At 47.9% G+C, this 16,200-nt stretch carries 12 protein-coding genes; 7 read left to right on the top strand and 5 right to left on the bottom strand.

Features of this window, described 5'->3' with window-relative positions; translation table 11 throughout:
- Window positions 1-86: 86 nt before the first annotated feature.
- From AB1L17_RS27230 to AB1L17_RS27220, 3 genes are all read right to left on the bottom strand, one after another.
- Entirely contained in the window at window positions 87-1,556 is a 1,470-nt protein-coding gene (locus AB1L17_RS27230) for an S-layer homology domain-containing protein (protein ID WP_412848090.1), read from the bottom strand.
- Window positions 1,557-1,756: 200 nt separating this feature from the next.
- Window positions 1,757-2,452: a response regulator transcription factor gene (locus AB1L17_RS27225; protein WP_412848089.1), complete on the bottom strand. Its 696-nt coding sequence runs from the start codon at window positions 2,450-2,452 to the stop codon at window positions 1,757-1,759.
- A gap of 15 nt (window positions 2,453-2,467) precedes the next feature.
- Window positions 2,468-3,931: a sensor histidine kinase gene (locus tag AB1L17_RS27220; protein ID WP_412848088.1), complete on the bottom strand. Its 1,464-nt coding sequence runs from the start codon at window positions 3,929-3,931 to the stop codon at window positions 2,468-2,470.
- 171 nt (window positions 3,932-4,102) lie between these two features.
- Between AB1L17_RS27220 and AB1L17_RS27215 the strand changes: the two genes are divergently transcribed.
- The 3 genes from AB1L17_RS27215 to AB1L17_RS27205 all read left to right on the top strand — a co-directional run bounded on the left by AB1L17_RS27215 (window position 4,103) and on the right by AB1L17_RS27205 (window position 7,362).
- Window positions 4,103-4,900: a carbon-nitrogen hydrolase family protein gene (locus AB1L17_RS27215; protein WP_412848087.1), complete on the top strand. Its 798-nt coding sequence runs from the start codon at window positions 4,103-4,105 to the stop codon at window positions 4,898-4,900.
- A 108-nt stretch (window positions 4,901-5,008) separates the two neighbouring features.
- Window positions 5,009-5,257, top strand: coding sequence for a hypothetical protein (locus AB1L17_RS27210; RefSeq protein WP_412848086.1), 249 nt, complete (start codon window positions 5,009-5,011; stop codon window positions 5,255-5,257).
- A 719-nt stretch (window positions 5,258-5,976) separates the two neighbouring features.
- Window positions 5,977-7,362: an L-cystine transporter gene (locus AB1L17_RS27205; protein WP_412848085.1), complete on the top strand. Its 1,386-nt coding sequence runs from the start codon at window positions 5,977-5,979 to the stop codon at window positions 7,360-7,362.
- A 352-nt stretch (window positions 7,363-7,714) separates the two neighbouring features.
- Here the strand turns inward: AB1L17_RS27205 and AB1L17_RS27200 are convergent, their stop codons facing one another.
- Window positions 7,715-9,346, bottom strand: coding sequence for a peptide ABC transporter substrate-binding protein (locus AB1L17_RS27200; protein ID WP_412848084.1), 1,632 nt, complete (start codon window positions 9,344-9,346; stop codon window positions 7,715-7,717).
- 257 nt (window positions 9,347-9,603) lie between these two features.
- On the opposite strand from AB1L17_RS27200, the gene AB1L17_RS27195 reads away from it, so the two are divergent.
- From AB1L17_RS27195 to AB1L17_RS27180, 4 genes are all read left to right on the top strand, one after another.
- A complete protein-coding gene (locus tag AB1L17_RS27195) occupies window positions 9,604-10,155 on the top strand; it encodes a hypothetical protein (RefSeq protein ID WP_412848083.1) in 552 nt (183 codons plus the stop codon).
- Window positions 10,156-10,336: 181 nt separating this feature from the next.
- On the top strand, window positions 10,337-11,641 hold the full coding sequence (locus AB1L17_RS27190) for a hypothetical protein (protein WP_412848082.1): 1,305 nt from the start codon (window positions 10,337-10,339) through the stop codon (window positions 11,639-11,641).
- A gap of 754 nt (window positions 11,642-12,395) precedes the next feature.
- The gene (locus tag AB1L17_RS27185; protein WP_412848081.1) at window positions 12,396-13,655 is read left to right on the top strand and encodes an amidohydrolase; all 1,260 of its coding nucleotides are present in this window, start codon (window positions 12,396-12,398) and stop codon (window positions 13,653-13,655) included.
- 61 nt (window positions 13,656-13,716) lie between these two features.
- The gene (locus tag AB1L17_RS27180) at window positions 13,717-15,120 is read left to right on the top strand and encodes a M20 family metallopeptidase (RefSeq protein WP_412848080.1); all 1,404 of its coding nucleotides are present in this window, start codon (window positions 13,717-13,719) and stop codon (window positions 15,118-15,120) included.
- Window positions 15,121-15,221: 101 nt separating this feature from the next.
- On the opposite strand, the gene AB1L17_RS27175 is transcribed toward AB1L17_RS27180, so the two are convergent.
- Entirely contained in the window at window positions 15,222-16,121 is a 900-nt protein-coding gene (locus AB1L17_RS27175; RefSeq protein WP_412848079.1) for a VanZ family protein, read from the bottom strand.
- Between the last annotated feature and the right edge of the window lie 79 nt (window positions 16,122-16,200).

Below are 16,200 nucleotides of genomic sequence, written 5' to 3'. Positions count from 1 at the left end.
GAGTAATGGCGGACGTCAAAAGACATACAAGCAGCACAGTGAACCCACACCTTTCTTTTGATTTGGATACCTGCATCACACAAAGACTACTCGACTGTCAGCTCGGCGGAAGATTTGCCAGCCCAATCGCCGACAGGTTTTACCGTGTATGTGGTACCTGCTTTCAGTTTACCATCTTGCTGGATGTCAAACACGCCTGTGGTGCCTTTGCGGCTGGAATATTTGTACGTCGCCAGCAGTTTTTCTCCGTCTGCACTAGTGAGCTCTACGCTGCGTCCAGAGAACAGCTCGTCTCCCGGATCCTCAGTCAAGGTAACGGTGATAGAAGTTTCACTCGCTGCTTTGGCTTCGCTGATTTCGAGTGGAGCGATTTCTTTTGCGACGAAGGTCGGATTCGCGATATTCGCCCAATCGGATGTAATGGTGTACGTAACGCCCGGAGTCAGGACTTGGCCTTCTGGGAGACGGAATTTAATCTCCTGCTTGCCGTCTGTAGATTGTGTGAAAGGCACGTATTTCGCTACGGTTGGCTGTCCGCCTGCCGGTGTGATTGTTACTTGTCTTGCTTGCATGGAAGGAATGATTTGATACGTGTTGCCGTCTGCACTGTTGTTTTGATCCAGAACCAATGCATTTGCACCGCGTCCTCCGCTGTAAGCAGAGATGATATATCCGTAATCGATGACGCCATTTGCTCGCAGGGACTCTACTTCAAACGTGTCGTTTGTTACTTGTCTCACTTCTGTCATGTCGATCTTGGTTGCGTTGCCTGCGAATGTGCCTGCCTTTTTCCCTTTGTAAGTCAGCTCGTAGGTGGTTCCAGGTTTTTGAACAGAGGTTGGCACGATGTAGGTATTGGTAGAACCAGTTTTCATGCGCGGCATGTTGGTCAGTGTCAGCCCATCGCTAAAGACAAAGTCTTCTTTTGCTTTTGCAAATGCTTCATTTTCTGCTGTCAATGGTGCGTCGAAGGTTACAATCAGTGTAATTTCGTTCAATGATTGTACGTTTGTGATGGTCGCTTTATCAGAAGGAATTGCCTGGCGAGCGATATTCAAAAGATAAGCGGCTTCACCGCGAGTGACCGTGCTGTCTGCGGAGAAGAAGCGATCCGCCCAGTAATTAACCGACTTCACGTCACGCTTGAGCGCTTTTGCGACCATTTGCGTGAACTCAGCATCTGTTACGGTTCCGCTAGGATTAAAGCTGCCATCTTTTGCTTGCATAATATCTAGCGTGACCAGATCAACCGCGTATTTGTAGAACCAATCATTCGATTTCACATCCGTAAACGTGACGGATTTATCTGTTTTGCCGCCTTGCAAGCCAAAGGTGTGCGCGACCATTTTTGCCAGCTCGGCACGCGTAACTTGATTGTGAATGTTATTGCCTTTCATGACGTTCAGCTTGGAGAGTTCAGTAACGGCTTGTTGAATTTCTTGAGCACTCAGGGGAGTGGAAGCTGCTTGCACGTTCATTGCAGCGTAAGGAAGGGATGCTGTACCCAAAACGGTTGCGAGCATCATGATCGCTATTTTATTGGAAAACTTTCTCATCGGTTGGTCCTCCTTTAGAGTCAGTTGTTGCCTGATTACCTGTAGGATAGACGAGAGACCTAAACTGCCAAGAAACGGGAGATTAATAGAATCTAAAAAAGTTCTTAAAAATATATAAAAAAACACCTCCAGCTTGACGTGGCGCAACAAGTGCGTCTTTCGTTTTAGCTGAAGGTAATTGATTGTGTGGAGGTTCATGCCTAGACCGTAAACCGGTAGCCTGCACCCCAGACCGTCTCGATATACTGCGGATTGGAAGGATCGACCTCGATCTTTTCCCGTAGCTTGCGAATGTGCACGGTAACAGTCGCGATATCTCCGCTGGAATCCATGCCCCAGATTCGTTCGAACAGCTCATTTTTGTTAAAAACCCGATTCGGGTGAGTCGCTAGAAATTCAAGCAGATTAAATTCTCTTGTCGTAAAAATGACTTCCTGATTGCGCACGTACACTCTCCGCGATACTTTGTCGATGACCAGCCCGCGAATATGAATTTCTGCGTTCGATGGTGGAGTTTGTCGGGCGGTCAAACGCTCGTATCTTGTCAGGTGGGCCTTGGCTCTGGCTACTAATTCGCTTGGACTAAACGGCTTTGTAATATAGTCATCGGCACCGAGATTAAAGGCACGGATTTTATCGATCTCTTCTTTTTTGGCAGAGACGATCAGGATCGGCACTTCCTTGACTTGTCTGATCTGGCTGCACAATTCGAAGCCATCCATACCGGGAAGCTGCAAATCGACGATGATCAGACTGTAATCGCCATTGAGGGCAAGCGGCAAGCCTTCACTGCCAGAGTGGCATAAATCAACCTGAAAGCCATTCAGTTCAAAATAATCTCGTTCCAGCTGCGCGATGGTTGTCTCGTCTTCAATGATGAGGATGCGTGAAGACATGGGAATGTGCACCTCCTATGGTTTGTGGGTACGTTTTAACGTGAAGAACAGGCTCGTACCTACGCCTTGCTTGCTCTCCACCCAGATGGTTCCGCCATGTCCCACGATGATCTGACGTGCGATGGAAAGACCGAGACCGCTGCCGCCCGTGGAGGAATTGCGGGATTGCTCTACCCGATAGAAACGTTCGAACAGGTGCGGAATGGCTTCTTGCGGGATACCGACGCCGTTGTCTTTTATTTCAATGGTGGCCCAATGAGCGTCGGCGTGAACCGATACGCAGATGATTTTCTCTGGTTTATCCATGTATTTTTGCGAATTGCCGATGATGTTCAGAACGGTGCGCTTGATTTTTTCCAGATCGGCAATGACCCAGGTGCCTTCTGCTGTGCGCTGATTCCACTGAATCGTGATGCCCTTCTTTTCCAGATCGTAATGCAGCTCGTCGATGCAGTCATCCAAAAACTGAACGATATCCACATGCTCAAACGTAAAGGGTACTTGCTTGAGGTCGAGCTTGGAGTAGAGGAACAGTTCATCGACGAGCATGTCGAGGTCTACCGCCTTGGAGTAAATGATATTGACGTATTTGTCCATTTTCTCCGGTGTGTCCGCCACGCCATCGCGGATTCCCTCGATATAGCCTTTGATATTGGTAATCGGCGTGCGCAAATCATGCGAGATGTTGGAGATCAGTTCTTTGCGACTTTCCTCGTCGGCAAGGCGCAGCTGCACCGATTCCTGCAAGCGTCTCCGCATGTTTTCGAACGCTTCGTTCAGTTGTCCGATCTCGTCCTTCGTGTGCAATTCCAGTGCAAAGTCCAGATTGCCTTCCTTGATGTTTTCAGCGGAATTACGCAATAAATCGAGCGGCTTTACGACACTGCGGGTGATCCAGCGGTACAACAAGATGTTGGCAACGACAATGACCCCGAGGAGCAAGATTACGAGAATGGGGAGCAGCTTGCGGATCACTTCGCCAAATGGACTGCGTTCGCGAATAACAAATACACTGCCTTTTGCACCATCCGTGAACTTGAAGTCATACTTGGCATAGGCATAAAACCTTTCCCCGATGTTGAACGTGTTGCGGATATGATTGTTGCTTAGGTCATAGGGAGGGAGGTTTTTTTCCAGTTCTGGCTGGTTAAAGGTATGCGATGCAAATACTTGATTGCTTTCCCGACGGACGAAGAGTCCGGCTCGCACGATCTTGAGCTTGAAATCATAGTCTAGCAACAGTTCTTTGTTTAGCAGTTCATCCGGCTCGTTTTTGGCGAGATATTTCAACTCCTGAAAAATATTCTCCTCTTCTTCTGTCAGTGGATTGAGCTGGTAATGCACCTTATAAAAGTCCTTAAAGCTTTTGATATCGCCTGTCGCCGCAATGGTAAACAGGCTGGCTGCGACGACGAACATCAGCAGACTGATCACAAGCATCCCTGTGTAAGAGAGCAGCAGTTTGATACGGATCGACATAGACTCACCTCTCTTCAGTTCGGGTGATAATTCATACGAAAGATGACAAGTCCATTATATACAAGACGTTCAGTTGGTAAAGCATATTTACTTGGAACTCACTCAAAATCAGTTATACTAGCAAGTAAGAAAACGAGAGCTATGGATGAATGGGAAGGACGGGGGATATGCATGAAGGTAGCGATTGCACAGCTTACAGCGAGCATGGATAAAACGCAAAATTTGCAAAAAGCAGCCGATTACATCGCAAAAGCAAAGGCAGCGGGTGCAGACTTTGTGATTTTGCCTGAAATGTACAGCGCACCAGCTACTCCAAAATCGGGAGTAACACCAGCGGAGGTAGCGGAGAAGCTGGATGGTCCATTTGTTTCCGGTTTGGCAGAGCTTGCGCGGGAGCATGGGGTTCATGTGGTTTGCGGCGTATTTGAATCGATCGAAGGTGACGAAAAACGCGCCTACAATACGACTGTTTTTCTAGGTCGTGAAGGACAGCTGCTTCATGCGTACCGCAAAACACATTTGTACGACGCCTTTTCCTACACAGAATCGGATTTCATCGCGCCTGGGGATAATCCGTATCAGGTGGTGGAAACGGAGTTCGGCAAAATCGGGCTGATGGTTTGCTACGAGGTGCGTTTCCCGGAAATCGCGAGACAGTTTGCGCTTCAGGGTGCCGATATTTTGTTCGTGCCAGCCGGCTGGGTAGCGGGAGCGATGAAAGAGGATCATTGGGAGACGCTCGTTCGTGCGCGTGCCATTGAAAACACGATGTTTGTATGTGCGGCTGATCAGGTCGGAAATATTTTTGCCGGACGAAGCATGTTCGTCGATCCGATGGGTGTCGTGATCGCGAGTGCAGGGGAAGAAGAAACGTTATTGATCACAGAACTGGATGTAAGTCGGATTGAACGAGTACGGGGCAAATTGCCAAGCGTAGCCAACCGCCGAGCAGAACTGTATATCAATTAAATGCCTATGCACACTTTCTCTTTTGTTCAATATGATGGTAACAGATAATTAGTCATTATTTTGGTCCTAATGTAAGCGTCACCATCATAAGAGAGGGAGTGTGTACGAATGTTCTGGTTCGTATGGGCTGTCGTCGGTGTGATCGTTTGGTGGGCAATGAGCTGGCTGTGTAAAGGAAAATCTACCGGAGCAAGCTGGTGGGCTTCGCTTATCGTCGCTCTTTTGGGTAGCTGGCTGGGCGATTTGGTATTGGGTGATTGGCTATGGATGTGGGCCGGCTTCAACGTCATTGCCGGAGCCATTGGTGCGGTCGTCCTTACCTGGCTGTGGTGTTTGGTAAGCAAACAACTGAAATAAGCAAAACGATTTGGCACTACTAAAGAACCAGGAATCGTCCAAATGGGCGGTTTCTGGTTTTTTATATGTGGCTGCGGTGGGGAGAAGAATATTTCCAGACTAGGCTCCGTGCTCCGTCCTTCTGAGGGAGTGGACTGTCCGCTCCGAAGGGATTAGCGGGGAACCGCAAAAGTGGTAGCCGCTACGTAGCGTGGGCACGGTTGCGTTTCTGTTGCCCGCTAATCCCTTCTCCGCTCGGTAGGACTCCACAAGTCGCTACGTCTGGAAATATTCTTCTCTGGCGTAACTGAATACGTTCTTCAATCTTTCAATGCTTTTAAAACCCGATTAACTTGGAAAGCTCGTAGAGGAAACAGGAGAAATAAGCGAAGATCTTTGGTACATCGACCGAGACGGAATGCAAAAAGCGAAACACGCCCTTAAGCGTCCACCTCTGAGATACATCCTGATTGGACCACTTTGGACGCGGTTTCGCTTTTTGCATGGAGTCGGGCAGTAAATCCCTCAGCGGGTGGGACAAGAAGCTGAGCGTTTTCTCCTGTTTCCTCCTCAGCACTACAGCAACAACTTAGGCCGGACAAAGTTTTCTCCCTCTGTATGACAGTTTGGAATAATAAAAAAACAATTCATACTTGACCAGTAGGGATTGTTGGTAATATAACTATATCTATACCGAATACAATAAAGAGAAGTACATAAATCGAAAGGGAGGGGAATATATGTCGACGCTCTTGATCATCGTAAACATTATTTTGTTGCTCTTATTCATTGCTGGATTGTACGCCATGCAAAAGAAGCATATTTCTTTTTCCAAAAGAGTATTTGTTGGTCTCGGACTCGGGATTTTATTTGGACTCATTTTGCAATTCGTATACGGAGCCAAATCTGACGTACTCAAAGCCACCATTGAGTGGTACAACATCGTAGGAAAAGGCTATGTGAAGCTGCTTCAAATGATCGTAATGCCACTGGTATTCATCTCTATTTTGTCGGCTTTCACCAAAATGAAATTATCCAATAACATTGGGAAAATCAGTACGCTGATTATCGGACTTTTGGTAGGGACAACAGCTGTAGCAGCAGCGATCGGGATTTCTACTACCCTGGCTTTTAATCTGGACGGGGCACAATTCCAGCAAGGGGATGCGGAATCGGCTCGCATCGAACAGGTGGAGCAGCGCTTGGGCGATATCCAGAACTTGAGCATGCCAGCTAAAATTTTGGAGCTTCTTCCAGCGAATCCTTTCCTCGATCTGACCGGAGATCGCGCGACTTCTACGATTGCCGTCGTGATTTTCTCCGCGATTATCGGTGTCGCTTATTTAGGAGTCAAACGAAAAAATCCAGAGCAAGCTGAATTGTTTGCGAAAATCGTTGACGCATTCCATACAATTATCATGCGTGTCGTGACATTGATCTTGCGCCTGACGCCATACGGTGTACTGGCTATCATGACCAGAGTCGCTGCGACCAGTGATTACAATGCAATCTGGCAGCTGGGCAAGTTCGTAGTCGCTTCGTATGTAGCGATGATCATCATGTTTATCGTCCATCTGTTGCTGTTGACGTTTGCAGGGTTGAATCCAATCACCTATGTGAAAAAAGCATTCCCTGTCCTGACGTTCGCCTTCACTTCGCGCACGAGTGCAGGAGCATTGCCGCTGAATGTCAAAACACAGCAAAGCATGGGTGTGCCAGAGGGAATTGCCAACTTCGCAGGTTCCTTTGGACTCTCTATCGGGCAAAACGGCTGCGCAGGTACGTATCCAGCCATGCTGGCCATCATGGTGGCGCCAATCGCTGGTATTGACCCGCTGACACCATCGTTCATCCTGACGCTCATCGCAGTTGTAGCACTCAGCTCCTTCGGGGTTGCAGGCGTAGGTGGCGGGGCGACTTTTGCAGCACTCCTCGTCTTGTCCACCATGAATTTGCCAATTGCCATTGTCGGTCTGCTCATTTCTGTTGAGCCATTGATTGACATGGGACGCACAGCGCTCAACGTAAGCGGAAGCATGACGTCCGGACTGCTTACCAGCAGAGTGACAAAAGAGCTGGATACCAATGCCTACCACGGAAACGAACAAAAAACGCTGACCGTGTAAATGTAATGTAATAAAACAGGCTGTACCGTCTATCCAGACAGGTACAGCCTGTTTTATTTAGTCTAAGTGTTTTCAAGAAGCTCGTGTATCCAAAACGCTACGGCAAGGAAGAGAAAAACGGAGCGACCGGAGGCCTTGGCGCGCCTGCCCAGTCGGAACGGAAAAAAGCGGTACACGCTTGTCGACCAACCTCTTCATCGAGAAGCTACCGCCCATCGGGTGGCTTTTGGTCGACGTACCGCTTTTTGGAGTGGAGACGGACTTCCCCACTTCCTCGTGGGCGTGCCACCAACGGAGGGAGCCCGTTTTTCTCTTCCCCACCACTATGTTCGCACAAACATAAGATTTTTCCTTATTGATTAACCGAGGTGTACTTAAAGTACGCGCCCCCAAGCGGGAAGATGATAAAATCCTTCACCTTGTCATTTTTCACGTAAGGGCTACCCCGGAAGTTGATCGGAGCCAGCGGCATTTCCTCCATGAGAATCGTTTCCGCCTCTAGCAGAATTTTTTTGCGCGCATCGAGATCAGGCTCGTTGTAGCTCTTGTCGATCAGCTCTTTGAACTTGGCATTTTCCCAATCCGGGTGGTTGTTTCCGCCTGTTTTGTCGCGGAACATCTCCAGGAAGTTGATCGGATCATTGAAGTCTGCGCCCCATTGGAAGCGAATCATGTCAAAGTTCGCTTGCGATCTCATGTCGCGGTACACCTTCAGCTCTGCCGTGTACAGCTTCACGTCAACGCCGAGTGCTTTTTTCCACTGGTCTTGCAGGGCTTCTGCCAGCTTTTTGTTCGTATCATTCGAGTCGAAGGTGTAGGTCACAGTCGGGAAGGTCGTGAGTCCGAGCTCCTTCATGCCTTCTTCCAGCAGTGTCTTTGCTTTCGCTTGGTCTTCTTTAAAATAGCCGTCCGGTTTTAATCCCATGGAAGTCGGTACCCAACCATATGCAGTTGGAACACCGGTCTGCAAAATGTTGTCAATGATTTCCTGACGGTTGATCGCATAAGCGAAGGCCTGACGGATTTTTTTGTTATTGAACGGCGGTTTGTTCGTATTAAAAACGACCGATTGTGTACCCGGATTATCCGCGACCATCAGCTTGCCCGCATCTTTAAGAGTAGGGATTGCGTCGGTCGGGAGTGTCGAGGCAGGATAACCTCCCCAGTCGATGTCTCCATTTTCGAACATCGAGAACGCTGTATTGTTGTCCTCGATCATCGCAATTTCAATGCGGTCGAGCTTGACGTTGTCGCGATCCCAGTAGTTCGGGTTTTTCGTAAAGACGATTTTGCTTTTGTGCTCCCACGTGTCCATGATGAATGGACCATTCCCCACGATTGTTTTCGCCTCATCGGCCCATTTCGGGTTTCCTTCCAGCGTTTTTTGGTGCAGCGGGAAGAGAGTCGGGAAGAAGGTTAGCTCACGGAAAAACGGAGTCGGTGATTTCAGGTTGAATTCGACAGTGTAGTCGTCTACAGCCTTGACCCCTACGTCTTCTGCTTTGCCTTTGCCCGTATTGTACTCCTCTCCTCCTTTAATGTAGTAAAGCTGATAGGCGTACTCGGACGCTGTTTTCGGATCGAGGTTGCGTTTGATCGCATAGACGAAATCGTGGGCCGTGACAGGATCACCATTGCTCCACTTGGCGTCCTTGCGAATTTTGAAGGTGTAATTCATGTAGTCCGGCGAGTTGGTGAAGCTCTCGGCCGTTGCATTGACGAGTTGTCCGTTCAAGTCATAGCTGGTCAAACCTTCAAAGGCAGCGTAAATCATGTCAAAGGAATCCGCGTCGACGGCGATCCCAGGGTCCATCGAAGGCGGTTCGCTGTTGATGCTCCATTTTAACACCATCGGCTCTGTTTTTGTCGCTTCTGCAGGTGTAGTGGAGCCAGTGGGCTCAGCAGGTGCTGATGAGTTCGAGCACCCTGCTAGTACCCCGAATAGCAAGGTAAGACAGGTTGCGATTGCTAGACCCTTTTTCATAAATACCCCCCATAAAAATGATAGAAAACGTATATTCAGAATATTTCCTTGCGTTTTCGATAGCAAAGGAATTTTTTTAGTTTCTCGATAAAAAATATTTACCTAGATTATTAATAGATGGGAGGGTAGTGGTATCTAGCGTCCATCAGTCGATAGCGTAACTTTTTAAAATAATTGATTTTTCACAAAAATTTACTCGTTTTGAAAGATATGGTATATTTTGGTAGAAGTTAATGATAGGAGAGGTGGGAATCACTATGTTCAAGAAAATGGTTTTTTCAGCATTAAGTGTAGCCGTATTTTCTGCAGTGTTAACGTCTCCGATTCAAGCCACTAGTGTTGGTGGGCAGAAAGAACATTCATTAGCTGCTGCCAAATGGAGTTCAGATGAGGAATGGATTCGAAAATCTGCTGCTGTCCCACCGGGTTGGGTCGTCATTCGTGAAGACCTAGGTTCAAAGCTCATTAAAAATACAGCAGGTGCTCCCTATGGTACGGAATTAAGAGTTAGCAAATATTCTCCCGTTCCACAAGGATGGGTAGTTTTACGAGATGAATTAGCTGGTAGGGTGATAAAGTATACAACAGGGGCATCTTATCGGACGGAGTTCAATGTGACCAAGTTCTCCCCTATTCCAACTGGATGGGTTGTCACACGTGAGAATTATGATAGTAAAACGATCATGAATGTCAATGGAGCTCCTTATGGAACCAGATTATTAGTGAGCAAATATTCACCTGTTCCACCAGGATGGATTTACGAGGGACAAGTGGCTAATGGTAAGTACATTAAAAACTTGAATCGTTAGAGAATAGATTAGTCGTATTCAAATAGTTCGAACTGATGGTTAAGGTGTTAATAACCATCAGTTCTTTTTTATGTTTGCCAATTGTCAGCAACACATTTGGGATTCGATGGACAAAGAGAAGCGTACATGATATGAATGAGGAAAAGGTGTCTATCATGAACAGGTAGGAGAAAACGCCATTATGTATAGAATCGGTGTTGTAGGACCGCTTCCTTCGGTGGAACGGATACTGGCGGTCGCCAATGAATTTGAGCATGAAATCGAATTTGTTCCCTTTCGTTATGAAGACGTGCGTGAAGTGAGCAAGATCGTGCTGGAGCATCATGCAGATTTAAATGGATGGTTTTTCTCTGGCCCGATTCCGTTTACAATCGCCAAAAACGTACTCAGCCCAGATGCCAATATCGTGTATTGCCCACCGAACGGTTCGAATCTGTACCGCTGCTTCATTCAGATGTCAATTGATCAAAAGACGGCCGTGAACCGTGTCTCCATTGATATGATTGATTCGGAAGGAACGCATTTGCGCGAGGCGATGTCGGAGCTGGACATACCCGAAGAGGGGATTTACGTCAGTACGTACGACGAGAAATTTGACCTCGATGCGATCACGCAGTTTCATGTTTCGCTGTGGCGTGAAGGCATGACACAAGGAGCGTTCACCACATTTTCAGTGGTTGAACATGCGCTGCGCGAGGAAGGCATTCCTGTCTATCGTGTCCTGATGACGAAAATGGAGATTCGTCAGGCGATGAAAATCGTCATTGAAAAGGTGAAAAGCTCCTATTTCAAGGACACACAAATTGGGGTAGAGATCATTGAGCTGGAGCAGTTTGACAAGATTCCCGAGCGGGCCAGCACGCGCTTTTACTTGCAGCATCTGGAGCTGAAGATCAGACAAATTTTGCTTGCGCTCTGCGATAGGCTGGACGGCTCTCTGCTGGCAAATGGCAACGGACGCTATCAGATTTTCAGCTCGCGTGGTGCGATTCAACGAGAGATTGAAATGCTACGACATACGGTGGAACAGCTGTCTTTGGAGGCAGAGGTTCCGGTTGCAGTAGGTGTAGGTTTTGGGGATACAGCTTTTTCTGCGGAAAACAATGCGCGAAAAGCAATCCAGCACGCAAAAGAACGACCGGGATCTGGCATTGTCGTCGTACAGGATAATGGCGTCATGATGGAATCAGTGGGAGAAACAGAGGAGCTCGCCTATTCGTTCCGCTCCAGTGATCGGGAGCTTTTGGAGAAGCTGAACCGTGCGAATGTCAGCGTCAAGTCGTATCATAAGTTGCGTGCGTTGGTTCAGCGTATGGGCTGGAATTCGTTTTCGACGACCGATATCGCTTCGCATTTGTCGATGACGGTACGGAATGCACAGCGCATCATGGGCAGCTTGTGCGAAGTGGATTTGGCCGAGTTTAGCGGGGAAGAGCAGCAGGCGGTACGTGGACGACCGAAGAAGCTTTATCAGTTAAAGAAATGAGGGCACCCGACGATAGGTTTCGGGTGTTTTTTTATATTTTATATATGTGGCTGCGGTGGGGAGAAGAATATTTCCAGACTAGGCTCCAGGCTCCGTCCTGCTGGGGGTTAAGACTGCCCGCTCCGAAGGGATTCGCGGGGAAACGCAAAAGCGGTAGCCGCTTCGTCGTAGGGGCACGTTGCGTTTCTATTTCCCGCTAATCCCTTCTCCGCTCGGTAGGACTCCACAAGTCGCTACGTCTGGAAATATTCTTCTCTGACGTAACTGATTACATTTCTTCAATGCTTTTAGGGCATTTAAAAATCGGATCACACGGAAAGCTCGTAGAGGAAACAGGAGGAAACAGCGAAGATCTTTGGTACACCGACCGAGGCGCAATGAAAAAAAGAGAAACAAGCTTTTAGCGTCCACTTCTGAGACGCCACCTGAATGGACCACTTTGGACGCGGGTTTCGCTTTTTTTCATGAAGCCGGGCAGTGAATCCCTCAGCGGGTGGGACAAGAAGCTGAGCGTTTTCTCCTGTTTCCTCCCCACCACAACACCCGGACAAAGTTCGTTATTTTTCAAGAAGTCTAACAACTTCTATTGAAAAAACGGAGAGGCAACGATATAATTCAATTAAGCGAAAATGTCTTTTAATATTCGTATATTGTAAGGGTTTACATTGCTGGTTTTCTCATATTTCTTGGGCTTGCCTATCGGACCTGGGCATGGAAAAAAGCATGCTCCAGAGTTAACAGGAGGAATTGAGTTATGTTGGATCTGGTTTCGTTGCGAAGAGATTTTCATAGACATCCAGAGGTTGGCTTCACGGAGTTCCGTACTGCTTCCAAGGTAGTGGAAATTTTGACGACCCTCGGCTATGAAGTCATATACGGACAAGAAGCAATAGATGGAGATTCCCGTCGGGGACTACCTTCCGAGGCGGTGCTTGAGGCAACGTATGAAAGAGCTTTGCGTGACGGTGCAAACCCGGCGATCGTTGAAAAAATGCGCGGTGGCTACACGGCAGTCATTGGTGTGAAAAAAGGGAAGGCACCTGGCCCGACTGTTGCTTTCCGTTTTGATATGGACGCATTGCCAGTGTTAGAAAGCACGGAGCAAGATCATTTTCCACAGGCGAATGGCTTCCGTTCCAACTACGAGGGCAACATGCATGCCTGCGCACATGACGGTCATACCACCATCGGCTTGGGATTGGCGGAGGCGCTTGCAGCAGGAGATTTTGCCGGTACGCTCAAGCTGATTTTCCAACCAGCCGAAGAAGGTGTTCGCGGTGCGTACGCTATCGTGGAAAAGGGTCATTTGGACGATGTTGACTATATTTTCTGCAACCATTTGGGTGTCAATGTTCCACTGGGTGAGGTACACGGCGGTTCCTACGGATTTTTGGCTACCACGAAGATGATGGCGCATTTCTACGGTGTTTCTTCTCATGCAGGTGCGTCTCCAGAGCAAGGAAAAAATGCGCTGCTCGGAGCGGCTACAGCTCTGTTGAACATTCACGCGATTCCTCGCTTCAGTACTGGTGATACGAGAATCAATGTGGGTGTGCTAGAAGGCGGAACAGCAGCGAACATCATTCCGGCCTATGCCAAGATGGTCGTGGAGACTCGTTCTATTACCGAGGAAGTAAATGCAGACCTGGAAAATCGCGTACGCAACATCATCGCGCACAGTGCAGCTATGCATGAGCTCGACTACAAGATCGAGGTAGTCGGCGGAGCGATTCCGATTAACTACGATGTGGAAATGGCAGAGCTGGCATTGGAAGAAGCCGAGCAGGTAGAAGGCTTCCATTCCTTTAAGCACGGCGAATACAACTCGATGGGCAGTGAAGATGCCAGCTTTATGATAAAACGCGTTCAGGATCGTGGTGGAAAAGGAACGTACATGGCAATCGGTACGGATATCCCGGCACCGCACCACCATCCGAAATTCGATATACAAGAAGAAATTTTGCCGCGCAGTGTTGCGCTTTTGAACCGGATTGCAAGACGATTGCTGAAATAAAGAACGTTCCTACCTGAGCGAATAGCACATGGACAACGAGGACAGAGAGGATGTTTTCCGAATGCATACCAAGCGAATTGCAGAAATGATTGAGAGTAAACGAGATTCCTTCATCAAAGTGGCCGACCAGATATGGGATTTCGCGGAGACACGTTTTGAAGAGTACCAATCAGCTGAGCTGCTGGCTCAAACGCTCGAAGATGAGGGCTTCAAGGTTGAGCGCGGTGTTGGCGGGATCAAAACCGCGTTCATCGGAAGCTTTGGCAGTGGTAATCCTGTCGTGGCGATCCTGGGTGAGTTCGACGCACTATCTGGCATGAGTCAGAAAAAAGGACACACCACAGAAGAGCCTCTCGTAGCGGGAGCAAATGGTCACGGCTGCGGACACAACCTGCTCGGTACCGCTTCTCTTGCGGCGGCAGTTGCTGTGAAAGCGTACATGGAAGAGAACAACATGACGGGGACTGTTCGTTATTACGGCTGCCCAGGGGAAGAAGGCGGCTCCGGGAAAGCGTTTATGGCGAGGGCAGGCTTGTTTGACGACGTGGACTTCGCTCTCTGCTGGCACCCAATGGGCTACAACAGCATCATGTCCATCGATTCGCTCGCGAACTATCAAATCTACTTCAAGTTCAAAGGAAAGAGTGCCCATGCGGCAGCAAGTCCACACCTCGGTCGCAGTGCCCTGGATGCGGTCGAGCTGATGAACGTTGGCGTGAACTACTTGCGTGAGCACATCATCCCGGAAGCGCGTGTGCACTATGCCATCACGAACTCCGGCGGATTGTCGCCAAATGTGGTACAGCCAAAAGCAGAGGTGCTCTATCTCGTACGTGCGCCGAAGGTTGATCAAGTACAGGAGATTTACGAGCGTGTATGCAAAATCGCGCAAGGCGCTGCGCTCATGACCGAAACGGAAGTAGAGATCGTATTCGACAAAGCGTGCTCCAACCTCGTGCAAAACAAGCTGCTGGAAGAGGTTATGTACAAAAACTTCCAGGAGCTGGGCGTACCTGTGCATGATGAAGCAGAGCTGCAATTGGCAAAAGAGATGCGTGCGACGCTGTCCAAGCAGGAACTCGCTACTTCCGAAAAACAGTCGGCGAACACACCTGCACCAGACATGGTTACATGGCTCAACCCATTCGACGGATCAAAAATTCCACTGAACGGCTCCACAGACGTAGGAGATGTGAGCTGGATTACGCCGACCGCGCAATGCACGACGGCTTGCTATATTAACGGCTCCACGCTGCACTCCTGGCAATGGGTGTCCCTCGGGGCAACGTCCATGGCACATAAAGGGATGCTGCATGCGGGGAAAGTCATGGCTTCCACAGCCATTGACATGCTGAAAAACCCGGAGCTGATCGAGCAGGCCAAAGCAGAGCTCAAAGAGCGACTGGGTGGTCAAACGTACGTGTGTCCGATTCCTGAGGGTGTTATGCCTTCGGTGAAAAAATAAGGGCGTTTTCGAATTGAAAATTATGCACACCAGATGAAAGAAAAGAAGGCTGTCACTTTTGACAGCCTTCTTGCGTGTTGTTCTTCACTCCTACCAATGCTTCATTCCCTGATTTCAACGTCCCACAGCTTAGCGTTTCCGGAAACGATAATGGTAATTTGGCTTACCTTGTCAAAATGCCACTCTACAGCCTCTGCTTCTTGGCTATATTGTTCGTTTGCGTGAAATTTTTCTTGCCCATCTACGATTATTTTGACTTCACCCTTATAGTCTCCAGTGTCGGGAATGCCGAAATTGAAATGAAGCGAGACATCTTCTTTGTTCCCCAGAATATAGTCGAATTTTTTGTTTGATGCTCCTTCACTGCTGTACACGTTCATTTTAGGCTCTATTCTCTTACCTGCTACGGTGAAACTTGGAAGGTTCTCAGTCATTGGCGTATTTCCTGTAATTTCTATTACATCCGTTAATGCATGAATAGAGCCTTCTCTTTTTTCTGTAACATATTTGATGGTTTCAGAGATCACCATTATTCCACTTAGAAGTATAACGATAGATAGAACCGAAGCAAGGAGCTTTTTATAAGAAATGATTGAAGAAAATCCAACTCGATAGGCAACATAGCCAATCATTGCGCCTAATGTATTGGATATAATATCACTTACATCAAAGCTACCCAGATAAGTTAATGCCTGAATCGTTTCTAGAACGAGAATCGTTAAGACAAACAAAGAGATGAACTTCCCAAATCTTACACGATACAACAGGGGAAATAGTACTCCAAAAGGGATAAAAGCAGCAATGTTTCCAAAATCAACAATCCACGAAAAATTTAGTTCTGGAAATTGAAGGGGTACTCCTTCTGGAACAAGCATAAATGTGTATCCATATTCACTGGTTGCACGTTCTACTCTCTTAAAAGCAAAGAACATAAAATATAGAATGAGAATTGTGTATAAAACGGTTCCTGTAAAGAGGCGTTTCCGTAATTTCGCTTCCATAAATATCTCCTATGAATATAGTTATCCTTAGAACTCTTAGCCATCTGTGATACTCTAATATTCTTGTCGACAGAAGTCA

It is taken from the genome of Brevibacillus jepli, from assembly GCF_047229145.1.
Classification (GTDB): domain Bacteria; phylum Bacillota; class Bacilli; order Brevibacillales; family Brevibacillaceae; genus Brevibacillus.
This window is presented reverse-complemented; position numbering and strand designations above follow the sequence as displayed.